The following is a 22075-nucleotide window of genomic DNA, read 5'->3' as shown; positions in this document are numbered from 1 at the left end:
ACATAAAAAATCCCCGACTGGTTCGGGGATTTTTTTTGCCTGGGTTTCCCCGGGGCCCTACAAAAAACCGTGGTTAAGCAAAACGATAGATATCCATCCCCAAGGCTCCCAGGGTGAACCCCTGGTGGACCACACTGAACTGCCCGCCCGCACCGCGCGCGAAATACAGTGGCAACAAGTGCTCATCGCTGGGATGGCTGCGCACTGCATGGGGTGCCTGGCGGCGGTAGTCGTGCAAGGCAGCTTCATCCTCGGCGCCGAGCTGCTCGACGATCCAGTCGCGGAACTCCCGTGCCCAGGGCTCGATGCTTTGCGGCCCGGCCTGCCAGTCCAGTTCGCCGAGGTTATGGGTGATGCTGCCCGAGCCGATCAACAGCACGCTCTGTTCGCGCAAGCCGCGCAGTGCCTGGCCGATGCGGGTTTGCAGGGCTGGGCCCATATGGCTGGGCAGGGAGACCTGCACCACAGGGATGTCGGCCGCCGGGTACATCAGCGACAGCGGCACCCAGGTGCCATGGTCGAACGGGCGCTGGTGATCGAGGCGGGCTTGCAAGCCATCGGCGATGAGCAACTCGACGATCTGCTGGGCCAGTGCCGGATCGCCCGGGGCCGGATACTGCACGGAAAACAGTTCGCGGGGGAAGCCGCCGAAGTCGTGCCAGGTCTCTGGGGCGGGGCTGGCGCTGACCAGCAGTTCACGGCTTTCCCAGTGTGCGGACATCACCACGATTGCCTTGGGGCGTGGCAAGTCCGCCGCCAGGCGTGCAAGGGCCGGCCCGCTGGCGCCGGGTTGCAGGGCAAGCATGGGCGAGCCGTGGGAAATAAACAGGCTGGGCAGCATGAGTGGGGTCCTCAAGGTTAAGATGGGACCATCTTCAATCAGATCATTGATCTAAATCTAATATAAGTTTTAGCGCTATTTGATCGAATTTTCAGGATTATTCATGGACTCCACCTTTTGGCATGACCGCTGGGCACGTAATCAGATCGGCTTTCACCTGCCCGAGGTCAATCCCTATTTGCAGCGACACTGGCCGGGCCTGGGGTTGGCCGGCGGGGTGGGGGTGCTGGTGCCGCTATGTGGCAAGAGCCTGGATCTGGTCTGGCTGGCGAACCAGGGACATCGAGTCCTGGGGGTGGAGCTGGCGGAAAAGGCCATTGAAGAGTTTTTCCAGGAGCAGCGCCTGGTTGCGCAAGTCAGCCAACGGGGTAGCTTCAAGGTGTATCAGGCAGGCGCTATCGAGCTGTGGTGCGGTGACTTCTTCGAGTTGAGCCGCGAAGATGTGGCGGGCTGCACGGCCCTCTACGACCGGGCGGCACTGATCGCTTTGCCGCCGTTGATGCGCGAGCGTTATGCCGCGCATTTGCAGGCGATTGCGCCGCAGGTGGACAGTGGCCTGCTGATCAGCCTGGACTATGAGCAGGCCCTGAAGGGAGGCCCGCCGTTTGCCGTGAGCGACGATGAAGTCCGTGGGCTGCTGGGAGTGCACTGGCGCCTGAGCGTCCTGGAGCAGAGGGATATCCTGGCCGAGAGCCCGAAGTTCGCCCAGGGCGGTGTCACGCGGCTGGAGGAGCGGGTTTACCGGTTGGCGCCGCTGTAAATCACGCGCCCACAAAAAAGGGGCGATTCAATCGCCCCTTTTTTTACCCGCTGGCTGTCAGCCGCGACGACGCAGTGCGTCGATCCGCTCTTCCAGTGGCGGGTGGCTCATGAACATCCGCGCCAGGCCTTGCTTGACGCCACCGTTGATGCCGAAGGCATTCAGGGTGTCCGGCATATGCACCGGCAGGCCCTGTTCGGAGCGCAGGCGTTGCAGGGCGCCGATCATGGCGGCAGTACCGGCCAGTTGCGCGCCGGCTTCGTCGGCGCGGAATTCGCGTTTGCGCGAGAACCACATCACGATGGAGCTGGCAAGGAAGCCCAGTACCAGTTCGGCAAAGATGGTCGCCACGTAGTAGGCGATACCCTGGCCGCCTTCGTTCTTGAAGATCACCTTGTCGACAAAGTTGCCGATGATCCGTGCAAAGAACATCACGAAGGTGTTCACCACGCCCTGGACCAATGCCAGGGTGACCATGTCACCGTTGGCGACGTGGCCGATCTCGTGGGCCAGCACGGCCTTCACTTCGTCGGGCGAGAAACGCTCCAGCAAACCCTGGCTGACGGCAACAAGAGCATCGTTCTTGTTCCAGCCAGTGGCGAAGGCGTTGGCCTCGTAGGCCGGGAAGATGCCGACTTCGGGCATCTTGATCCCGGCTTCGCGGGACAGTTGCTCGACGGTCTGCAGCAGCCATTGCTCATGCCGGGTGCGTGGCTGGGTGATGATCTGGGTGCTGGTGCTCATCTTCGCCATCCACTTGGAGATGAACAGCGAGAAGATCGAGCCGGCAAAACCAAAGACGGCACAGAAAACCAGCAGCTGATTGAGGTTCAGATCAACCCCGTTGGCCGCCATGAACCCGTTGAAGCCGAAAAGGCTCAGGGTGATGCTGGCAATCAGCACGACCGCCAGGTTAGTGGCCAAGAACAGCAGGATGCGCATCATGGTTGTAGAATTCTCCTCATGCTTAATATGTCGCGTACTGCGGGGTATATAAGGTGCGGCAGTGGGCTATTCAACCGGGCGACTATTTCAAACTGTGTCCTACAGCATGAATGTAGAGGCTTGCAGGGATTTTCCGAGGCTTGGGACCCGTGAAAATTGCCCTTGGCTGGCGTCTGCGCCCCACGATTGCGGGTAAGTACAGGGTAGAGGGGAAGCGGGCGGAGCAGAAGGTGTGTCTGGGTACAGAATGTGTTGCCAGATACTCGCTGTACGACCTTTTGCGGGCCGTACAGCGAAAGCCGGGTTACTGGCGATAGGACTTCAGGAAGTTGCCAATGCGCCCGATGGCCATGTCCAGGTCATCCACGCGCGGCAGGGTCACCACACGGAAGTGGTCGGGCCACGGCCAGTTGAACGCCGTGCCCTGGACCACCAGCAGCTTTTCCGACAGCAGCAGGTCGAGGACGAACTTCTCGTCGTTGTGGATCGGGCAGACCTTCGGGTCAATCCGTGGGAACGCATACAGGGCGCCCATGGGTTTGACGCAACTGACGCCGGGAATGTCGTTGAGCAGTTCCCAGGTACGGTTGCGCTGCTCCAGCAGGCGGCCGGCCGGCAGTACCAGGTCGTTGATGCTCTGGTAGCCACCCAGCGCGGTCTGGATCGCGTGCTGGCTCGGCACGTTGGCGCACAGGCGCATATTGGCCAGCATGTCGATGCCTTCGATGTAGCTCTGGGCATTGTGCTTGGGCCCGGAGATGGCCACCCAGCCGGAACGGAAACCCGCCACCCGGTAGGACTTGGACAGGCCGTTGAAGGTCAGGCACAGCAGGTCCGGGGCCAGGGAGGCGGTGCAGATGTGCACGGCGTCGTCGTAGAGGATCTTGTCGTAGATCTCGTCGGAGAACACCACCAGGTTGTGCTGGCGCGCCAGTTCCAGCATGCCCAGCAGCACTTCCTTGGAATACACTGCGCCCGTCGGGTTGTTCGGGTTGATGATCACCAGCGCCTTGGTATTGGGCGTGATCTTGGCCTTGATATCAGCCAGGTCCGGCCACCAGTTGGCTTGCTCGTCGCACAGGTAATGCACCGGATGGCCGCCCGCCAGGGTCACGGCCGCCGTCCACAGCGGGTAGTCAGGCGCCGGCACCAGCACTTCGTCGCCGTTGTTGAGCAGGGCCTGCATGGCCATCACGATCAGCTCGGAGACGCCGTTGCCCAGGTAGATATCTTCGATACCGACCCCTTCCACCTGCTTTTGCTGGTAGTACTGCATCACGGCCTTGCGCGCGCTGAACAAGCCTTTGGAGTCGCTATAGCCTTGGGCGGTGGGCAGGTTGCGGATCACGTCCTGGAGGATTTCGTCCGGTGCTTCGAAACCAAAGGGCGCCGGGTTGCCAATGTTCAGCTTGAGGATGCGATGGCCTTCCTCTTCCAGGCGTTTGGCGTGCTTGAGCACTGGGCCGCGAATGTCGTAGCAGACGTTGGCGAGCTTGTTCGATTTGCTGACCTGCATGGCGATGTGATCCCGAAAATGAACGATCCAGACGATGTGAAGACTACCGTGCTGGGAATCCTGCGTGTGGCCTGACCCATAAATACGTTTGAATGCCGATAACGCGGGTGCCAGACTGGCGCTTTGAAGAGGCGCAATCATACGTGCCGCCTGATCCATGGAAAAGACACAGATCAGGCTTTTTCAGTTGTCGAGGTGGATTGATGGAAAAGTTGGATAAGACCCTGGATGAATGGCGGGAAATGCTCGACCCGGCGCAGTATCAAGTGTGTCGTCTCAAGGGCACCGAGCGGCCGTTTTCCGGCAAGTACAACGCGACTACGACCGATGGTGTGTATCACTGCATTTGCTGCAATGAGCCACTGTTCGATTCAAAGACCAAGTTCGATGCCGGTTGTGGCTGGCCCAGTTTTTATCAGCCGATTGCTGATAGCGCGATGATTGAGATTCGTGATGTCAGCCACGGGATGATCCGTACTGAAGTGACCTGTGCCAGGTGCGATGCGCACTTGGGGCATGTGTTCCCGGATGGTCCGCCGCCTACTGGCTTGCGTTACTGCATCAACTCGGTGTGCCTGGACCTGGTTCCCCGCTGAAATCCCCTGTAGCGAGGGGCTGTGGTGATGAGGGGGTAAGCCCCCCTCGTCACAAGCTGATGTCGGGTTATCAGTCTGGTCAATTAAATTGCATACAATTTAATTGCTCGCTATGTTTTTACAACCTTCTCTGCATCCGAGGCGTTCTCATGAGCAACAACCTGCTGACCATCCCCTGCACCACCATCAAGGGCGAGCAAAAGACCCTGGCGGACTTCGCCGGCAAGGCGATCCTGGTGGTCAATACCGCCAGCAAGTGCGGTTTCACCCCGCAGTACAAAGGCCTTGAACAGCTTTGGCAGCAGTACAAGGACCAGGGCCTGGTGGTATTGGGCTTTCCGTGCAATCAGTTCGGCAAGCAGGAACCGGGTGACGAGGGGGCCATTACAGAGTTTTGCGAGCTGAATTTCGGCGTCAGTTTCCCGTTGTTCAAGAAGGTCGATGTCAACGGCGGCGAGGCCCACCCGCTGTTTGTGCAATTGAAACAGCGCGCACCGGGTCTGCTGGGCTCCAAGGGCATCAAGTGGAACTTCACCAAGTTCCTGATCGGTCGCGACGGTCAGGTGGTCAAGCGTTTTGCCCCCACCACCAAACCTCAGGAACTGACCCAAGAGATCGAAGCGTTGCTCAAATGACCGACTTGCCTGCCGTATCCCTGGCCCTGGATGACCAGTTGTGCTTCAAGCTGTACGCCGCCTCCCGGGCGGTGACGCGGGCCTACAAACCGATGCTCGACGAGTTGGGCCTGACGTATCCGCAATACCTGGTCATGTTGGTGTTGTGGGAGTGGCACGCCGTTGCGCCGCCCCAGCCGACGGTCAAGGCGCTGGGGGAGCGCTTGTTGCTCGACTCCGGCACGTTGACGCCGTTGCTCAAGCGCCTCGAACAGCTGGCGTTGATCACGCGCCGGCGCAGTACCCGGGATGAGCGCGAAGTGCACTTGTGTCTTGCCGACGCGGGCCAGGCGTTGCGTGAGCGCGTCCAGCCGCTGAAGGCCCGCCTGTTGTGTGACAGTGGTGTGGACCTGAGCCAGGCGGACGCCTTGCGCCATGGCCTGGATCAGTTGCTCCGGCAGATCACAGACTTGTCGTAGTCGGCACCCAGAGGTCGAGCAGGGCGTTGAGTTCTTCGCGGCGGAAGGGTTTGGCCAGGTAGTCGTTCATACCGGCGGCCCGGCACCGTTCGCGCTCCTCGGCCAGGGCATTGGCGGTCAGCGCGACAATCGGCAGCTCCGGCCAGCGCCCGCTACGGCGAATCTGCCGGCTCGCCTCGTAGCCATCCATCACCGGCATGTTGCAGTCCATCAGCACCATATCGAAGCGCTGTTCTTCCAGTTGCTTCAGTGCCTCGCCGCCATGGGCCGCGACCACCACCTCGCAGCCCAGCTTGCCGAGCATGCCCTTGGCCACCAGTTGATTGACCGGGTTGTCCTCCACCAAAAGAATGCGCGCCCGATGCGCGACCGGGCCGGTTTCCAGTTGGGCCAGGTCGAGGACGATTTCGCTGTCGGCGCGCAGGGTGCGGTGCAGGACCTGATACAGCGCAGCGCGGCTCAGCGGGCGAGCCTGCTGTTGCAGGGGGGCCAGGGCGGCCACTTCTTCGCTGGGCATGAAGTTGCCGTAGGCGGTAATCAGCAGAATCGGTGCGCTGACGGTCGGGCGCAGGCGGAACAGGCACTCGGGGCAGTCGGTGATCAGGATGTCCGGCGCCAGGCCGGTCAAGTCGTCGTCGATGGTGTAGCACTGCGGCGTCAATCCCCAGTGCGGCAGCAAGGTCAGCAGCAGTTCTGCCAGGCCACTGCTGGCCCCGGTAATCACCGCGACCTCGCCGGTCAATGGTCCCAGCCGCGCCGCCGGTGTGTGGGCGGGCAGTGGCAGTTCGGCGCAGAACTGACTGCCGAAGCCGGTTTCCGAGCTGATGGTCAGCCGCCCGCGCATGGCCTCGCAAAGGTTGTGGGTCAGCGCCAACCCCAGGCCAGTCCCGCCAAACTGACGGGTAATACCGGCGCCCGCCTGGGTGAAAGGTTTGAAAATCCGCGTCTGGGCCTCCTGGGCAATGCCGATGCCGGTGTCGCACACTTCGATGCGCACGCCATCGGGTTGTGCACTGAGGCGTACGTCGACGCGGCCGAAACGGGTGAACTTCAAGGCATTCGACAGCAGGTTACTGACGATCTGCCGCACCCGGGTCGGATCACCCACGACCTGGGCGGGAAACTGCGGGTCGATCAGGCAGGTCAATTCGACGCTGGGGGCGGCGTTCTGCGACAGCAGGTTGGCGGTGTCTTCCACCAGGGAGCCGAGGTCGAAGGGGATACTCTCCAGTTCCAGTTGCCCAGCATCGAACTTGGACAGGTCGAGAATATCGTTGAGCAGTTCTACCAGGACCTTGCCGGAGTCATGGGCAATCGACAATTGTTGGCGCTGCTCGGCATTCAGTGTGCTGTCCAGGGACAGCGCGATCATGCCGAGCAGGCCGTTGAGCGGGGTACGGATTTCATGGCTCATGTTGGCGAGGAAGGCCGCACGCGCCTGGGCCATGCCCAGGGCAGTCATTTTCGACGCTTCCAGTTCCTCGTTGGACTGGCTTAGCCGCTGGTTGATCGCCTTGAGCTCGGTGGTACGCGCCGAAACAATATCTTCCAGTTGGCCGAGGTACTCGGTCAGGCGGTCCTCGGCGTGGCGCCGTTGCTGGATTTCGGTCTCCATATTCTCGAACTGTTGGTTGGCGACATTGACCAGTACACCGATCTCATCGTGTTCGTGCCCCGGCGGGCAGTCCAGGCGAGCCAGGGGCGCATTGCCTGGGCTGCGGGTGCTCAGCTCGCGGATGATCCGCACCAGGGGTTGGGTCAGCATCACGTAGAACAGGCCCAGAAGGATGCCGGTCAGGATCAGGCTGCGAGCAAAGCCATTGAGCAGGGTGATCTCCGCTCGGCGTAGGAATCGGCTGCCAAACGCGTACGTATCGACGTCAAGGCGCAATACGCCGAGGGATTCGCCGGGCATATGGGTAAGATACAACCGGTTTTCGAACTGGCGGTTGGCGCCGAACAAAAAGTCGCTGATGGGGCGGTAGCTGCTCTCTGTGCGCGGCCGATTAACGTCAGCCAGCACCAGGCCATTGTTGTCGACCAACTGTGCCCGCGTGATGGCGGGGGAATGCAGCAGGCCCAGGGTCAGTTCCTGGGCCAGTTCGGCGTCGATGTTGTAGGCGATGCGTGAGGCGGGGTTATGGCTGATTTCAATCAGCGCGTGTATTTCACGGTTGATGGACGCGTCTTCGCTGGCATAATCAATGCCGATTTGGATCAGGCTGAGCAAGGTTCCCAATACGAAACCGACCAGCACAGTCAGTCTGGCTTGTTTATAAGACAAGCGGTGGGCGAACTTGATATCCATTGGGTGCTGAGCCACTTTACGTTTCCCTTCGCCTGGCAAGCATAGCTGAACATCTTCAGCGTCCGCCTTGCCCGGTATGAATCGTTTTTTCAGGTGCAGTCGTCTGGCAACTGCGTCAGGGTTGCCAATACGCCATCTTTTACAAGAACTTGCCACAGGAATAGTCATGGATTCTCGATTGAATGCCTTTCTTGAGCGGGCCGATGCGGTGCTTGCTCGTCTGGAACCCCTGTTGCCAGCGCCTCGCACGGTGATTGACTGGAACCACTGCCTGGCGGCCCGCTGGCAGCGTGAGGGGCGCAGCGGTTTTCTGCTGCCCCTGGAAGTCAGCCTGGATATGCGCCTGTCCGACCTGATTGGAGTCGACAAGCAGCGCGAGCAATTGGCCCGCAATACCCAGCAGTTTCTCGACGGCTTGCCCGCCAACCACGCGTTGCTCTGGGGCTCGCGTGGCACTGGCAAATCGTCCATGGTCCGCGCCTTGCTGGCCCAGCATGCCAAAGCCGGCTTGCGCCTGATCGAAATCGAGCGTGACCACCTGGCCGACCTGCCGCGGGTGGTCGAGCAACTGCTCAAGCTGCCCCAGCGTTTTATCCTGTTCTGCGACGACCTGTCGTTCGAGGCCGGCGAAGGCGATTACCGTGTGCTCAAGAGCGTGCTCGACGGTTCGCTGGAGCAGGCCCCGGAAAACGTGCTGCTGTACGCCACCTCCAACCGTCGTCACCTGGTACCGGAAAACCAGAGCGACAACGACAATTGGAAACGCGTGGACGGTGAACTGCACCCCAGTGAAGCGGTGGAAGACAAGATCGCCTTGTCCGACCGTTTTGGCTTGTGGCTGTCGTTCTATCCTTTCACCCAGGAGCACTTCCTGGACGTGGTGGAGCACTGGATCGGCGAGTTGGCCAACAAAGCGGGTTTGCAGTGGCAGCGCGATGAAGCACTCGACATCCTTGCGGTGCGCTGGGCCACCGGCCGTGGCAATCGCAACGGCCGTTGCGCCTACCAGTTCGCCCGCTACTGGGTGGGGCTTAAATTGCTGGAGCGTCAGCCATGATTGATTTGCAACAGTCGGGCAGCGGCCTTGATGGGTACGCCATGCTCTGTGCACAGCTGGAATCGCTGCTGGCCGATGAGCGCGACTTTATCGCCAACGCGGCGCAGTTTTCGGCGTTCCTGTTCAACCAACTCGATGACTTGAACTGGGCGGGCTTCTATCTCAATCGTGATGAGGAACTGGTGCTGGGGCCTTTCCAGGGGCAGATCGCCTGTGTGCGGATCCCGTTTGGTCGAGGGGTGTGTGGTGCGGCGGCGGCTTCACGGCAAACCCAGCGGGTGGAAGATGTGCATGCCTTTGCCGGGCATATTGCTTGCGACAGTGCTTCCAACAGTGAGCTGGTGGTGCCATTGATCAAGGATGGGCGGTTGATTGGGGTGCTGGATCTGGATAGCCCGAAACTGGCGCGTTTCAGGCTTGAGGATCAGATGGGGATTGAGCAACTGGCGGCAATCTTCCTGCGGTTGACTGACTGCTGAGTGAGCGCAGCTGCATTCCTTGTGGGTGCTGGCTTGCCTGCGATGGCGCCGGGAAGAACACTGGGGGGCGGGCCCCCCACGTCTACGTTAATGACCATCGCCGCGATGCGGCGACCCGACAAGCCCGCCCCTACAATGGCGCCATATTCTCCAACTGCTCCTGCAGCACGTGCTCAAGGTCGAGCATGGCTTGTTCTATGGCCTTGATCCAAATCTCGACCTGCACCGGGTCGGCTGCCTCGCCAGCCTGTTCCAGCACCTCACATTGCTTGGCCAGTGTGCGGGCCTGGACGATCCTGGCAGCGCCCTTGATCTTGTGGGCCTGGTCGACCAGGTCCTGAAGCGTGCCTTGTCCGAGCATTGCCATGAGTTCCTCGCGATCACGCCGGCTGCTGCTCAACAATTCTTCCAACAGACGCTGGCTTAACAGTGGATCACCACCGGTGAGGGTGTTCAGGCTATCGAGATCAAAGATCCGCCCTGGCGACAGTGGGGTGATCTCGGCCAGATGGCGCTCCAGTGTGGTAAGGCTGATGGGTTTGAACAGGCAGTCGTTCATGCCTGCATCCCGGCAGCGCTGTTTTTCCTCCGGCTGGGCATTGGCGGTAAAGCCCAGGATGATGCAGGGCGTGATGTCCTCCCGTTGTTCATGTTCGCGGATCGACCGTGCCAGTTCATAGCCGTTCATGATCGGCATATTACAGTCAGCAATGATCAGGTCGAAGTGCTCCTGGCGCCAGGCCTGGAACCCCGCCGCGCCATGCTGGACTGCAGTGAACCGGTGCCCGAGGAAACCCAGTTGCTGACACATGAGCAGGCGGTTGGCCGGATGGTCGTCCACCACCAGCACATTGAGCACCGCCGCAGCATCCTGGGTCGCAGGCTTGAGCTCGATCAGCGGGTAGGCAGGTGGCAGGCTGGTCATCTGCAGCGAGACAAACACCTGGGTGCCGACCCTGGGCACGCTGCTCAGGGTCAGTTGCCCTCCCATCATTTCGCATAGGCTACGACAGATGACCAGCCCAAGACCGGCGCCGCTCCTGGCCAGGTGCCCGGAATTGTCGGCCTGGGAAAACGGTTCGAACAGGCGCTGCTGATCGTCCCGGCTGATCCCGATGCCGGTGTCCTCGACCACCAGTTTCATCTCGATTTGCTGTGGCTCGCCGGTGGCCTGGATATCCACCCTGATCTTCACTTCGCCCTGCTCGGTGAACTTGATGGCATTGCTCACCAGGTTCGACAGGACTTGTTTGAAGCGCAGGGGGTCGATCTGCACATCACGTTCTTCAACGCCGGGATTGAACTCCAGTAGCAAATTGAGACTCTTCTGGCGTGCCAGCCCATCGAACACACGCACCACCGACTCGATCAGTTCCCGCAGGTTGACGCGTTCCGGCGCCAGGCTCAGGCGACCCGACTCGATGCGTGCGATGTCGAGGATGTCGCCAATCAACTCCAGCAAATCCTTGGCCGAGTTGTAGGCCACCTCGATGGCCGGACGATCCAGATGCCCATGGTCGGCACGCTTTAGGGTCAGCTCCAGCATGCCGATCACCGCGTTCATGGGGGTGCGGATCTCATGACTCATGGTCGCCAGGAATGTGCTTTTCGCGCGATTGGCCTCATCGGCACGGTCCTTGGCGCCGCGCAGGTCATCGAACAATTGGCGGCGTTCGCTGATATCAATCCAGCTGCCGATGATGCCCTGGACCTTACCGACCGAATCGCGGTACGGCAGGATCCAGTGATAGATCGTCAGGTGCTGCCCATGAATATGCAGGGCGCGATCCAGGATCAGCGGCTTGCCTTCGGCGACTACCCGCAGATAGTCGGCATGGTACTGACGGGCTTGTGCTTCGTTTTCCAGGTTGATCTGCATGACACTCTTGCCGATGACGTCCTCGCGCTTGACGCCGAAGACCTGCAAGTAACTGTCATTGCAGGTTTGTAGCAAACCATTGCGATCACGCACGTAGATCGGATGAGGGGTCTCATTGACCAGGGCGCGCATGAATTCGTATTGATCGCTCAGGGCCCGCTCCGCCATCTGCCGCTGCTTGATCTGCCGGCGCATGTAGCCGTTCCAGGCCAGGGATGTAAGCAGCAGCAGCCCGGCGGCGCTGACGATCTGGATAATCAGACGGTGGTAGTTGCGCCAATAGCTGTCGGAGGCGGCCGTGTAGCCACGCCAGCGGTTGTTGATGACCCCAAGTTCGTCCGGCGCGATGCTGAGCAGGGCCTTGTCAAGAATGGAGGCCAGTTCGGTGGCGCTGCGTGATGTCGCCAGGGAAAAAGAGGCCAGTTGCGTGCCGATACTCGAACTGACCTGCAACCGGCCCTGAAAGAAGTGGGATGAGAGGAAGTAGTTGGCAACCACCAACGAGTTGACGGCCCCATCTACCTGCCCCTGGGCCAGCATTTCCGAGGCTTTGAAGGTGTCGCTAGCCTCTACCAGGGTGATCTGCGCAAATTCGCGGCGCAGGTACTCCACCAGGGGGTTGCCTTCGGTGATTGCCAGTTTTTTTCCCGCCAGTTGCTCAAGACTCGAGGGTGCCCCAGGTTCCTTGCGTGTCAGCAGGACATAGGAGTTCTGCAGGTACGGGCGGCTGAAATTGAGCTTGGCTTCGCGTTCGCGGCTGGGGCTGATGGCGGCAATGATGTCGGCATTGCCGTTCTCCACCTGTTCGATCATCTGGTTGACGTTGCGGGTGTTCTGGAACTCCAGACGCAAGCCCGTACGGAGCCGGATCAACTCCAGCAGGTCGGCGGTCATGCCCCGCAGTTGGCCATCTGAATCGGCGAACGTCAGTGGCGCGAAGGTTTCGTTGATGACCACTTTCACCACTGGGTGATCCTTGATCCAGCGCTCTTCACGCTGGCTCAACTGCAACTTATGGTCGGTCAGCAGGATATCGCTGCCTGCACTCCAGCGTTTGGCGATGTTCTCCCGCTCGTAGGTCCCGACACCGGCGAGGACCGTATCGACGATGTCCAGCAGGGTCTGCTGGTCGCGGTGCACGGCAAAGCTGAAACCGTATGCTTCGTGCTTGCCGAAATTGGCCATGCGGATGTTCTTCAGGTAGCCCTTGTTGATCATGTAATGGGTGGAAATGGTATCGCCGAGAAACACATCGGCCTGGTCGAAGGCCACGGCATTCAGCGCATTCAAATAGGACGGATAGACCTGGATGATCGCATTGGGGTACAGCGCTTCGACTTCCTTCAAGGGCAGGTAGTGGTAGACGAGGCTCAAGCGCAGGCCCGCCAGCCCGTCATCGAGCGGGCGGGTTTCTGTATCACGGGTGACCAGTACCGGCTGGTCGACCGCATAGGGTGTTGACAGGACGATGTCGGCGTTGCTCGCTTCAAATCCGTTGGCGCTGCCCAGCAGGTCGATTTTCCCCTCTTCCAGTGCCTGGATTGCCGCCTCCCGCGAGGGGTAGCGCACCACAGTGACGGGCAATGCCAGGGCTTTGGCGAGGATGCCCGCGTAATCGGCAGTAATACCTTCATAGTCATGACCGCTGGCGGTGATGTCGAAAGGTGGGTAGTCGGGTGTCGAGGCTCCCAGCAGCAGTTCCCGTTTGTTTTGTAGCCAATGGCGTTGCGTGGGGGTCAGTTGAGTGTCCAACTGAACGATGCCGGCACGACTCAGCAGTGCGTAGCGTTCTGGAGCGGTTTGAGCGGCTGGCACGGCTGTACTCAAGCACAGCCCGGTACTCAAAATGATTAGATAGTCCTTTAAACGCCTTGGCATCCTGTTTCTCACACTAACGCGTTGCGTTTTGCCATCTCGATAAGTTCTACCAAGGACTTGGCCTTAAGTTTTTGCATAAGTCGTTTTTTATAAGTGCTAACAGTTTTATTGCTAAGGAACATGCCTTTGGCGATTTCCTTGTTTGTACGGCCTTGCGCAAAAAGTTGTAGGACCATAAGTTCTCGGTCATTAACGGCTTTGAAAAGATTCAATTCTTCGTTTTCGCCCACATCGGTGCCAGTGCTGTTTAATGCCTGGCTTGGGAAATAGTTGTAACCTGAAAGTACAGCTCTGACGGCACTTAGCAGTTCACTTAGGTCGCCTTCTTTGCAAACATAGCCATCAGCACCGGAACGCATGCAGCGTGTCGCAAAAAGTGTCGGGGATTGTGCCGTCAAGATCAGGGTTTTCATTGGCGTGCTCATTGCATTGAACCTGCAGAGAACCTCCAGCCCATCAAGTTTTGGAATGCTGATGTCAAGAATTATGAGGTCTGGGAGGCATTCGCGGACCATTTGTATTGCATCACAACCGTTATCTGTTTCGCCGACTACTTTGTAACCTTCATGTTCCAGCAACATTCGGATTGCAAGTCGAATGACCGGGTGGTCGTCAATAATAAAAACTGTATTCATGAGCCAATTCCATACTAGTGCAAATAAGCGCGCACATTAGCTCAGAAGGTAGGGCAGGAGCATGAAGGGAAGACTGAGTAGATATAAAACAGGAAAATTCCTACGTCCAAAAAGGTATTGGACTACGACCTGCTAAGGCTTTATTGGTCGTATTGTAAGAGTTTCTTAGGTGAAAGGTTTGAAAGTTGTGCGGTGTTATTTGTCACTTGGATGGAGGTAATATTTCAGTTGCAAGAGTGTTTAATGTCCTACATTAATATTTGAAAAAATACTTTGGCTGGGCTCGGTGTGTTGATGTAGTGGGGGAGCAGTTTGGTCAGATGGTTTCTGGGCAAGTGCAAGGGCGCACTCTTTAATCATCGGCAAGCCCCGATTGGCTGATCAATTCGATCCAGGCTTCTTTATTCAAGGGCTTAGCCAAATATCCAAGCAGGCGCAAGTCACGTTGTATTGCCAGGGTTTTCAAATACTCCAGTTCGAGGGCGGGCAGTCCACTTAGCAATACCGCACTTTTGACGAAGCCCGTATGGCAGGCTATCTCCACCAGCTCCAACCCGGTGAGGTCCGGCAGGCATTGATCGCATAACATGATATCGAAGGGGGCCTCGGTTGTTCTCATCAACTTGATCGCCTGCTCCGCACTCTCGGCAGGGGTCAGTTGGTTGAAGCCGAAACTCTTGAGCAGGCACTGAATGGCCAGGAGTTGAAAAGGGTGATCTTCCACCAACAGGATGCGCAATTTTCGTTCGGGCATAGGAGTTTCCGTGGAAGTAGCAGCGGTCGGAAACACGTCGGCCGATGCCTGTGTCTGTTTGCTCGGTGAGCCAGGCGCTGGGCTATCGTGGGGTTGCGTGAATGTAGGAGCTGATCGCTGGAGCGGATAAGAGAGGGGTGATTATTCATCGGGTGTTGGGGCGAATTCGATCAGGCTGCTCTGGTGCCTGCGTAGGTCGATTCTTTGAGGTAAGCGCCCAGGCAGGAAAACCTGCCCGGGGTGTGGGTCATTGAGGGTTTGAGTGGCCGGTCATCTCCCGGGCCATTTCGCTGGCGTAGCTATCGGTCATGCCGGCGATGAAGTCGATCATGCGCAGGAATGAACGATGCAGTGGCCAGTCAGGATGGGGGGCGCTGTTGCCCAGCAGATCCAGGACGCGTCGATTCTTGAAGGATGGTGTACGGCCGCCATGTTGCTCCAGGGCCGCGCCGCAGAACGTGTTCAGGAGGATTTCCAGGGTGGTGTAGGCGCCGATCTCATGCAGGGTCTTGCGCTTGTCCTGGAAGATTTTCTTGCGGGCCATGTCCTTGGCATTCAGTACGCAGCGCTTGGCCGGGCCGTGCATGTGTTCCACCAGGTCGCCTTGCAGGGTCCCGGCCAGTAGCGCAGGCTGTTGTTCGACGAACGCCCGCGCGGCGGCGTTGGTCAGGTGCTCGATCGCCTTACCCCGCAGGATCGCGAGTTTGCGTCGCCTGGAATCCTCGGGCCCCAGCTGCCGATAGGTTTCCGGCAGGTCATCACCGACCAGGTTCAACAGCAACGACTCGACCTCGGCGTATTCCAGCAACTCCATTTCCAGGCCATCTTCCAGGTCGATCAGGGCGTAGCAGATGTCGTCGGCCGCCTCCATCAGATAGACCAGTGGGTGGCGCGCCCAGCGCTGTTCCTCGAGTTGTGGCAGGCCGAGCTTCTGGGCGATCTGCTCAAGGATCGGCAGCTCGCTCTGATAGCAGCCGAACTTATGTTTCTTGTAGCCCAAGGAGTCGGCGTGGCGGGCGGTCCACGGGTACTTCAGGTAGGTGCCCAGGGTGGCGTAGGTCAGGCGCGTGCCGCCGTCGAACTGGTGGTATTCCAGCTGTGTCAGCACGCGGAAGCCTTGCGCGTTGCCTTCGAAATTGAGGAAGTCATTGCGTTCGGCGCTGCTCATGTCATCCAGCCAACCACGGCCGGCTGCCTGCTGGAACCAATGGCGAATGGCATCTTCGCCGGAATGACCGAACGGTGGGTTGCCGATGTCGTGGGCCAGGCAGGCCGATTGCACGATCATCCCCAGGTCACTGGGGTCGCACCAGTCGGGCAGGGCGCTGCGAATGGTCTCGCCGACGCGCATACCCAGGGAACGCCCCACACAACTGACTTCCAGCGAGTGGGTCAGCCGGGTATGGATATGATCGTTGCTGGTCACCGGGTGAACTTGCGTCTTGCGGCCCAGGCGGCGAAAGGCCCCGGAGAAGATAATCCGGTCATGGTCTTTGTGAAACGGGCTGCGGCCCAGTTCTTCCGGGCTGTGCAGGGGTTTTCCAAGGCGTTCGCGGGTAAGCAGGGTAGGCCAATCCAAGGCGAGTGCTCTCCGTAGGATGAATGTCGACCCCCAGCTTCCCGGTTCGGCGTGCCGGGAGCAAGCGAAAAACTACAGTCCGGCGGCGTCAATATCGATTAACAGCAAGCGCTGACCGTTATCGAAGAATTGTCCTGCTGTCAGGCAGTATTGATTGGTCGTGGCATCACGGTAGGTGTTGGAAAGAATCAGGCGGCGCTCTTCCCAGCCTTCGGCCAGCAGATGATAGAAGTAGGGGCGCCATGACCAGTTGTGGCCCAGGTAGCGGCTGTCGGCTTGCCAGGCATCCTGGCGCCATTCGAAGTTGGGGGTCAGTTGGGTGCCGTGGCTATCGCACTGATAAAACCGCAGTAACCGGGGAAAACCCGGCAGCCATGGCAGTTGGCTCAGGGGGGCCTGGGCCAGGGCCCAGCCTTGCAGGATCTGCATCAGTTCGATCAATTGCTGGCGCAATTGCATGATCCGTCCGCGCTCCGTCAGTTTCTGCTGCACATAAGCCTGGCGCAGCACGGCAAAGCGCGGGACGAAGGCATCGGCGGCGAACCAGTCCCGTTGCGCCTGGGCAAACAGATAGCCTTGGACATAACGTGCGCCACACTCAAGGGCAAAGCTCAGTTGCGCTTCGGTTTCCACGCCTTCGGCGATGATCCAGCATCCGGTTTTTTCCGCCATTTGCGCCAGGGCGCGCACCACCTCGCCGCTCGGGCCACCCAGTGCCGCGGCCTGGAACAGGCGCATATCCAGCTTGAGGATATCCGGGCGCAGGGCCAGGACCCGATCCAGTTGCGAATACCCGGCGCCGAAATCATCAATGGCAATTCGTGCGCCCGCCTCACGATAGCGGGCGACGACTTCGGCCAGGCGCTGGCTGTCGCCACCCAGCTCGGTGATCTCAAACACGATGCGTTTTGGATCGACGCCATGGGCCTGCAACTGTTTCAGGCTGGGCAGGGCTTGTCCGGGTCGCAGCAACGTGATCCAGCGGGGCGAGATATTGAGGCTCAGAAACCAGTCTTCAGGTGCTTCATGCAGGCGGCTCAGGGCATTGTCGCGGATCTTGCGGTCCAGGCGGCGTAACGCCGAGGTGGGCGTGCGTGCATCGGCGAACAGTGGGCCTACCGAGTGCAGTTGCCCATCTGTCTGGAGCAGGCGGCCCAGCGCTTCCACCCCGGCAATGCGTCCGGTGGCGGTGTCGATAAACGGTTGAAAACAGGCGAGCGGTTGCCCGTCAATCACAGAGCCTCCTTAGGTGCTTCGGCATGAAAAAGGCCCGGCCCCTACAGAGAGGGCGCCGGGCCAGATCCGTTTGCAAGAATGCAGCCAGTTACGTCAGGGTTTGCGGGACGCACCCTGCATGGCGAGCTTGATCAACGGGATCAGGCCCGCACCGAGCCGTACCAGGCGGGTCATGGTGCCGATGCCGCCACCCTTGGCGCCTTTGCCGGTGAAGAATCCCAGCAGGGTCACAGCGGCGACGCCCCACAGCGGCGCATGCTTGATACCAAACCCGTCCTGCCAGCTTTGGCCCATGTTGCGCACCTTTTGCAAGGGCAGCAGCAATTGCTGGGACTCGTGGCGAATTTCCTGGCGGTGCATTTCCATGCGCAGGCGGATCAAGGCCTTGCGCATTTCTCGCCGGGAGTTGGTGTGCGGCAATTCAGTCAGGCTCATGGCAGCAGGCGCTCCCGATCATTGGCCAACTCTTCGAGGGTGGCGTGGAAAGGCGTGGATTCATCGAATACCGCCGCCTTCAAGCGCAACCCGCAGAACCCTGCGGCCAGAACGTAAAATACGCAAAGGCTGATGATCCCGGTCAGGCGGTAGGTATCCCAGACCAGGATCATGACCAGCGCCGATAACCCCACCAGCAGCAACAGGGCGAACACCAGTGCCAGCCCGGCAAACAGCAACAGGCTGACGGTGCGTGCTTTCTGTTCCTGCAACTCGATGCCGAACAGCTCGACATGGCTGTGCAGCAAGCCCAGGACAGCCGCGCCGAGGCGCCGCGATGTGGAACTTGGGCCCGCGGACGAGCCGGTTTCGCCGATAGACATGATTAGCGCCTTGTAGCCAGCAGACCGATCAGGAAGCCCACGCCGGCAGCGATGCCAACGGATTGCCAAGGGTTGGCCTGCACGTAGTTCTCGGTGGCAGTGACTGCTGCCTTGCCGCGTTCGCGCAGGGAGTCCTCAGTCAACTTCAGTGTTTCCCGGGCCTGCAGCAGGCTGTCATGGATCTTCGAGCGCAGCTCGTCAGCCTGGTCACCGGCCAGAATCGCGGTGTCGTCCAGCAGCTTTTCGGTATCGCTGACCAGGGTCTGGAAATCTTCCATCAATATTTCTTGAGCAGTCTTTGCCGATTTTCTGGCCATGGTTATCTCCGTGAGTGGCTGTCTGGTGCTTTTACAGGGTTTTGCTTGAGAGTCACCGGTATTGGTGAAGGTTCACTGCAATTGTCTGGTACAGCTTTTGCTTTGCCTTGGTGCGTCAGCCGCAAGGCTTGCGCGCAATGTGGGCGGTTTCGGCCAACGCCTTGAAAAACCTTACCCTAAATCCCTAAAACCCGTGGAAAAACCCGCAAGTCACTGCCTTATTCAATGGTCGTCGCGCCAAAGCGGTTCATTCCCTCTGAAGAAGGGTAGAACGCGCAGTGCCAATTTAGTGCGCGATTGTTGGGCAATGAACTGCTTTGGTGCTTTTTCCTGAACTGCAGGCCTGCCAATCCCCATGGAAAATGTGCAAAGCGCGGTGGACACTCTCGTCCATAGCTCCAATACGCTGTTTATTCTGATTGGCGCGGTGATGGTCCTGGCGATGCATGCCGGCTTCGCGTTTCTGGAAGTCGGTACGGTACGGCAGAAGAACCAAGTCAACGCGTTGTCGAAAATCCTCAGTGATTTTGCGGTCTCGACCCTGGCCTATTTCTTTATAGGCTATTGGATCTCCTACGGGGTCAGCTTTATGCAGCCGGCCGCCGTGCTCAGTGCCGACCATGGTTATGGCCTGGTGAAGTTCTTTTTCCTGCTGACCTTCGCAGCTGCCATCCCGGCGATCATCTCCGGGGGCATTGCCGAGCGTGCACGCTTTGTTCCACAACTGTGTGCCACGGCGCTGATCGTGGCATTCATCTACCCGTTTTTCGAGGGCATGGTGTGGAATGGCAACTTTGGCCTGCAAGCCTGGTTGTTGGCGACCTTCGGCGCATCCTTCCATGACTTTGCCGGTTCGGTGGTGGTACATGCCATGGGCGGTTGGCTGGCGCTGGCGGCGGTGTTGCTGCTGGGGCCGCGTCAGGGGCGTTACCGCGACGGGCGTCTGGTGGCGTTTGCGCCGTCGAGCATTCCGTTCCTGGCACTGGGCTCGTGGATATTGATCGTCGGCTGGTTCGGCTTCAACGTGATGAGTGCGCAGACCTTGTCCGGGGTGAGCGGGCTGGTGGCGGTCAACTCGTTGATGGCCATGGTAGGTGGGACCGTGGCGGCACTGGTGATCGGGCGTAACGACCCGGGCTTCTTGCACAATGGCCCGTTGGCCGGGCTGGTGGCGATCTGCGCGGGCTCCGACCTGATGCATCCGGTGGGCGCGCTGGTCACCGGCGTGGTGGCCGGTGGCCTGTTTGTGTGGTGCTTTATCGCCGCCCAGAACCTGTGGAAGATCGACGATGTGCTGGGTGTCTGGCCGTTGCATGGCTTGTGTGGTGTGTGGGGCGGGATTGCCTGCGGGATTTTCGGTCAGAGCGCCTTGGGTGGACTGGGTGGCGTGAGCCTGATCAGCCAGTTGATCGGTACCGCCCTGGGGGTGGTAGTGGCCCTGGCGGGCGGGTTGCTGGTGTACGGCGTGCTCAAGCGCCTCTGCGGCCTGCGCTTGAGCCAGGAAGAGGAGTACTACGGCGCGGACTTGTCGATCCATAAGATTGGTGCAGTCAGTCAGGATTGATCGGGGCTTCACGGTTGTCGTCGGTATGCTGGTAGAAACCGTGGAGCAAGCGGTAGCGATTGCGCCGTACTTCGTCGACGCGGTCGCGCACCTGCTGGTCGGGCAGGCCGAGCATGATCATTGCGTGCGATGCGAGCATCAGGCTCGACTCCAGTAGTTCGGGCACCACCTCGCTGGCCCCGGCGGCCTTCAGTTCAGTCAACTGGCTGTCGTCGCGGGTGCGCACCAGGATCGGCACTTTGTGGTTGATCCGTCGCGCTTCCTTGAGCACCACCAGGGCCACGTCGCTATTGTCCACGGCAATCACCACCAGGCGTGCTCGCTCCAGGCCGACTGCGCTGAGCAGGGCGCCGCGCCGGCAATCGCCATAATGCACGCTGCTGTCCTCGGTGGCGGCTTCCTGCACCCGTTCGGGGTCATCGTCCAGGGCAATGAACGCCTGTTGTTCACGGCGCAGGAAACGCCCGATGGATTGGCCGACCCGGCCATAACCGCAGATCAGCACATGCCCGCGCAGCTCGGCGTTGAGCGCGGTGATTGCCTCCAGCTGCACTTGCTGGTTGGGCTTGCGGTGCAGGCGCAGGGCAATAGAGGGAGCGGCCCGCAGCAGCAGGGGCGTCAGCAGCATGGAGCAGAACGTCGCGGCCAGCAGCAGGCTGCTGATTTCGCCGGGCAGCATATTGCTCAACTGCATTTGCGCCATCAGTGCAAAACAGAACTCACCGCCCTGGGCCAGGGCCAGGCCGCTGCGCCAGGCTGTCTCGCTGTCGCTGCCGCGCAGCTTGACCAGCGCGGCGACAATGCAGCCCTTGATCAACATCAGTGCCAGGGTCAGTCCGAGGATCTGCAGGGCGTGACTGACGAACAGTTGCAAGTCGATCAGCATGCCGATACTGACAAAGAACAACCCCAGCAGGATGTCACGAAACGGTCGGATATCCGCTTCGATCTGGTGCCGGTAATGGCTTTCCCCCAGCAGCATGCCCGCCAGGAACGCGCCGAGGGCTGGCGACAGGCCCAGCAGGTGTGTGAGCCAGGCCGTAAGCAACACAATCACCAGGGCCAGCAGCACGAACAGTTCCGCCGAATGCGAGGCGGCTACTTCATGGAACAGGCGCGGCAGCAGCCAACGGCTGGCGAGCAGCAGGCCGAGGAACAACACCACGGTCTTGCCCAGGGTCAGGGGCAGTGCCCAGTACCAGGCCTGCTCGCTACTGCCGGCGAACACCGGGACCAGGGTCAGCAACAGCACCGCGACCACGTCCTGGAACAACAGCACGCCAATCGCATTCTGCCCATGAGTGCTGAATATCTCCCCGAGGCTGGTCAGCTCCTTGCTCACAATGGCGGTGGATGACAGTGCCAGCCCGGCCCCCAGCAGCAAGGCGGCCACCGGCGACATGCCCATCAAAAGCAGCAGGGCACCCAGCACTACCGCGCAGCACAGCACCTGCAGGCTGCCGAGGCCGAACACCACCCGGCGCAGGCTGAGCATCTTGGACAGGGAGAACTCCAGGCCCAGGGAAAACAGCAGGAATACCACGCCCAGTTCGGCGAGGTCTGGCAGGTCTTCGCTGTCATTGACCCAGTCCAGGGCTGTTGGCCCGACGGCCAGGCCCACGCACAGGTAGCCGAGCACCGGTGGCAGTTGCAGCCGACGGAACAGCGCAATGACGACCAGGGATGAGGCAAGAATGATCAGCAGGTTGGCAAACACAAACATCTCCGTCGGGGTGTTGCAGGAAAAAAGCCGCGAGAATCGCTGAATCAGTTATAGGTCATGGTGATCTGGATCAGGTCTTTGGCATGACTCGACGAGG

Annotated in this window: 20 protein-coding genes; 7 read left to right on the top strand and 13 right to left on the bottom strand. The window is 59.9% G+C overall.

Annotated elements, in window-relative coordinates:
• Positions 1-73: 73 nt before the first annotated feature.
• Entirely contained in the window at positions 74-841 is a 768-nt protein-coding gene (locus JFT44_RS07815) for a class III extradiol ring-cleavage dioxygenase (RefSeq protein WP_198830502.1), read from the bottom strand.
• A 103-nt stretch (positions 842-944) separates the two neighbouring features.
• On the opposite strand from JFT44_RS07815, the gene JFT44_RS07810 reads away from it, so the two are divergent.
• Complete coding sequence (locus JFT44_RS07810; RefSeq protein ID WP_198830501.1) at positions 945-1601, top strand: thiopurine S-methyltransferase; 657 nt, start codon at positions 945-947, stop codon at positions 1599-1601.
• 57 nt (positions 1602-1658) lie between these two features.
• On the opposite strand, the gene htpX is transcribed toward JFT44_RS07810, so the two are convergent.
• Together htpX and JFT44_RS07800 are read right to left on the bottom strand one after the other, a co-directional pair.
• Entirely contained in the window at positions 1659-2546 is an 888-nt protein-coding gene (htpX, locus tag JFT44_RS07805; RefSeq protein ID WP_029298042.1) for a protease HtpX, read from the bottom strand.
• A gap of 304 nt (positions 2547-2850) precedes the next feature.
• The gene (locus tag JFT44_RS07800) at positions 2851-4062 is read right to left on the bottom strand and encodes a pyridoxal phosphate-dependent aminotransferase (protein ID WP_029298044.1); all 1212 of its coding nucleotides are present in this window, start codon (positions 4060-4062) and stop codon (positions 2851-2853) included.
• Positions 4063-4265: 203 nt separating this feature from the next.
• Between JFT44_RS07800 and msrB the strand changes: the two genes are divergently transcribed.
• From msrB to JFT44_RS07785, 3 genes are all read left to right on the top strand, one after another.
• Entirely contained in the window at positions 4266-4658 is a 393-nt protein-coding gene (msrB, locus tag JFT44_RS07795) for a peptide-methionine (R)-S-oxide reductase MsrB (protein WP_120732399.1), read from the top strand.
• Between the two features lie 149 nt (positions 4659-4807).
• Entirely contained in the window at positions 4808-5293 is a 486-nt protein-coding gene (locus JFT44_RS07790; RefSeq protein ID WP_057439173.1) for a glutathione peroxidase, read from the top strand.
• Positions 5290-5751: a MarR family winged helix-turn-helix transcriptional regulator gene (locus tag JFT44_RS07785; protein WP_057439172.1), complete on the top strand. Its 462-nt coding sequence runs from the start codon at positions 5290-5292 to the stop codon at positions 5749-5751. Before JFT44_RS07790 ends, JFT44_RS07785 begins: the two co-directional genes overlap by 4 nt.
• On the opposite strand, the gene JFT44_RS07780 is transcribed toward JFT44_RS07785, so the two are convergent.
• A complete protein-coding gene (locus JFT44_RS07780) occupies positions 5735-8059 on the bottom strand; it encodes a response regulator (RefSeq protein WP_115127856.1) in 2325 nt (774 codons plus the stop codon). The two genes, JFT44_RS07785 and JFT44_RS07780, sit on opposite strands and share 17 nt — an antisense overlap.
• Positions 8060-8225: 166 nt before the next feature.
• Between JFT44_RS07780 and JFT44_RS07775 the strand changes: the two genes are divergently transcribed.
• Both JFT44_RS07775 and JFT44_RS07770 read left to right on the top strand, forming a co-directional pair.
• Entirely contained in the window at positions 8226-9116 is an 891-nt protein-coding gene (locus JFT44_RS07775; protein ID WP_198830500.1) for an ATP-binding protein, read from the top strand.
• Positions 9113-9595, top strand: a complete 483-nt coding sequence (locus JFT44_RS07770) for a GAF domain-containing protein (RefSeq protein ID WP_057958944.1) — start codon at positions 9113-9115, stop codon at positions 9593-9595. Before JFT44_RS07775 ends, JFT44_RS07770 begins: the two co-directional genes overlap by 4 nt.
• Positions 9596-9725: 130 nt before the next feature.
• On the opposite strand, the gene JFT44_RS07765 is transcribed toward JFT44_RS07770, so the two are convergent.
• The 8 genes from JFT44_RS07765 to JFT44_RS07730 form a co-directional block, all read right to left on the bottom strand.
• Positions 9726-13352 carry a transporter substrate-binding domain-containing protein gene (locus JFT44_RS07765; RefSeq protein ID WP_198830499.1) on the bottom strand — a complete coding sequence of 1209 codons (3627 nt, stop codon included), beginning with the start codon at positions 13350-13352 and terminating at the stop codon, positions 9726-9728.
• Between the two features lie 8 nt (positions 13353-13360).
• Positions 13361-13987 (bottom strand): response regulator transcription factor, encoded by a 627-nt coding sequence (locus JFT44_RS07760; RefSeq protein WP_057439169.1) that lies wholly within the window; start codon positions 13985-13987, stop codon positions 13361-13363.
• A 352-nt stretch (positions 13988-14339) separates the two neighbouring features.
• Positions 14340-14741 (bottom strand): response regulator, encoded by a 402-nt coding sequence (locus JFT44_RS07755; protein WP_115127859.1) that lies wholly within the window; start codon positions 14739-14741, stop codon positions 14340-14342.
• 247 nt (positions 14742-14988) lie between these two features.
• The gene (locus JFT44_RS07750) at positions 14989-16320 is read right to left on the bottom strand and encodes a deoxyguanosinetriphosphate triphosphohydrolase (protein ID WP_057439167.1); all 1332 of its coding nucleotides are present in this window, start codon (positions 16318-16320) and stop codon (positions 14989-14991) included.
• Positions 16321-16392: 72 nt separating this feature from the next.
• The gene (locus JFT44_RS07745; protein WP_198830498.1) at positions 16393-17556 is read right to left on the bottom strand and encodes an EAL domain-containing protein; all 1164 of its coding nucleotides are present in this window, start codon (positions 17554-17556) and stop codon (positions 16393-16395) included.
• Between the two features lie 93 nt (positions 17557-17649).
• The gene (locus tag JFT44_RS07740; protein WP_057439165.1) at positions 17650-17991 is read right to left on the bottom strand and encodes a hypothetical protein; all 342 of its coding nucleotides are present in this window, start codon (positions 17989-17991) and stop codon (positions 17650-17652) included.
• Complete coding sequence (locus JFT44_RS07735; protein ID WP_057439164.1) at positions 17988-18374, bottom strand: phage holin family protein; 387 nt, start codon at positions 18372-18374, stop codon at positions 17988-17990. Before JFT44_RS07735 ends, JFT44_RS07740 begins: the two co-directional genes overlap by 4 nt.
• 2 nt (positions 18375-18376) lie before the next feature.
• The gene (locus tag JFT44_RS07730) at positions 18377-18691 is read right to left on the bottom strand and encodes a YqjD family protein (protein WP_198830497.1); all 315 of its coding nucleotides are present in this window, start codon (positions 18689-18691) and stop codon (positions 18377-18379) included.
• Between the two features lie 355 nt (positions 18692-19046).
• On the opposite strand from JFT44_RS07730, the gene JFT44_RS07725 reads away from it, so the two are divergent.
• The gene (locus JFT44_RS07725; RefSeq protein WP_057439162.1) at positions 19047-20255 is read left to right on the top strand and encodes an ammonium transporter; all 1209 of its coding nucleotides are present in this window, start codon (positions 19047-19049) and stop codon (positions 20253-20255) included.
• On the opposite strand, the gene JFT44_RS07720 is transcribed toward JFT44_RS07725, so the two are convergent.
• Positions 20242-21978, bottom strand: coding sequence for a monovalent cation:proton antiporter-2 (CPA2) family protein (locus JFT44_RS07720; RefSeq protein ID WP_178124576.1), 1737 nt, complete (start codon positions 21976-21978; stop codon positions 20242-20244). The two genes, JFT44_RS07725 and JFT44_RS07720, sit on opposite strands and share 14 nt — an antisense overlap.
• Between the last annotated feature and the right edge of the window lie 97 nt (positions 21979-22075).

Origin of the sequence: Pseudomonas sp. MF5691, from assembly GCF_016405645.1 — a bacterium.
In the GTDB taxonomy this organism is placed as follows: Bacteria; Pseudomonadota; Gammaproteobacteria; order Pseudomonadales; family Pseudomonadaceae; genus Aquipseudomonas; species Aquipseudomonas shahriarae.
This window is presented reverse-complemented; position numbering and strand designations above follow the sequence as displayed.

Bases quoted from the DNA above. Each gene is read 5' to 3' on its own strand.
- JFT44_RS07730 (WP_198830497.1), bottom strand. From the start codon at position 18,691: ATGGCCAGAAAATCGGCAAAGACTGCTCAAGAAATATTGATGGAAGAT.
- JFT44_RS07780 (WP_115127856.1), bottom strand. From the start codon at position 8,059: ATGGATATCAAGTTCGCCCACCGCTTGTCTTATAAACAAGCCAGACTG.
- JFT44_RS07815 (WP_198830502.1), bottom strand. From the start codon at position 841: ATGCTGCCCAGCCTGTTTATTTCCCACGGCTCGCCCATGCTTGCCCTG.
- JFT44_RS07765 (WP_198830499.1), bottom strand. From the start codon at position 13,352: ATGCCAAGGCGTTTAAAGGACTATCTAATCATTTTGAGTACCGGGCTG.
- JFT44_RS07775 (WP_198830500.1), top strand. From the start codon at position 8,226: ATGGATTCTCGATTGAATGCCTTTCTTGAGCGGGCCGATGCGGTGCTT.
- JFT44_RS07810 (WP_198830501.1), top strand. From the start codon at position 945: ATGGACTCCACCTTTTGGCATGACCGCTGGGCACGTAATCAGATCGGC.
- JFT44_RS07740 (WP_057439165.1), bottom strand. From the start codon at position 17,991: ATGAGCCTGACTGAATTGCCGCACACCAACTCCCGGCGAGAAATGCGC.
- msrB (WP_120732399.1), top strand. From the start codon at position 4,266: ATGGAAAAGTTGGATAAGACCCTGGATGAATGGCGGGAAATGCTCGAC.
- JFT44_RS07790 (WP_057439173.1), top strand. From the start codon at position 4,808: ATGAGCAACAACCTGCTGACCATCCCCTGCACCACCATCAAGGGCGAG.
- JFT44_RS07770 (WP_057958944.1), top strand. From the start codon at position 9,113: ATGATTGATTTGCAACAGTCGGGCAGCGGCCTTGATGGGTACGCCATG.
- JFT44_RS07760 (WP_057439169.1), bottom strand. From the start codon at position 13,987: ATGAATACAGTTTTTATTATTGACGACCACCCGGTCATTCGACTTGCA.
- JFT44_RS07735 (WP_057439164.1), bottom strand. From the start codon at position 18,374: ATGTCTATCGGCGAAACCGGCTCGTCCGCGGGCCCAAGTTCCACATCG.
- JFT44_RS07755 (WP_115127859.1), bottom strand. From the start codon at position 14,741: ATGCCCGAACGAAAATTGCGCATCCTGTTGGTGGAAGATCACCCTTTT.
- htpX (WP_029298042.1), bottom strand. From the start codon at position 2,546: ATGATGCGCATCCTGCTGTTCTTGGCCACTAACCTGGCGGTCGTGCTG.
- JFT44_RS07800 (WP_029298044.1), bottom strand. From the start codon at position 4,062: ATGCAGGTCAGCAAATCGAACAAGCTCGCCAACGTCTGCTACGACATT.
- JFT44_RS07720 (WP_178124576.1), bottom strand. From the start codon at position 21,978: ATGTTTGTGTTTGCCAACCTGCTGATCATTCTTGCCTCATCCCTGGTC.
- JFT44_RS07725 (WP_057439162.1), top strand. From the start codon at position 19,047: ATGGAAAATGTGCAAAGCGCGGTGGACACTCTCGTCCATAGCTCCAAT.
- JFT44_RS07785 (WP_057439172.1), top strand. From the start codon at position 5,290: ATGACCGACTTGCCTGCCGTATCCCTGGCCCTGGATGACCAGTTGTGC.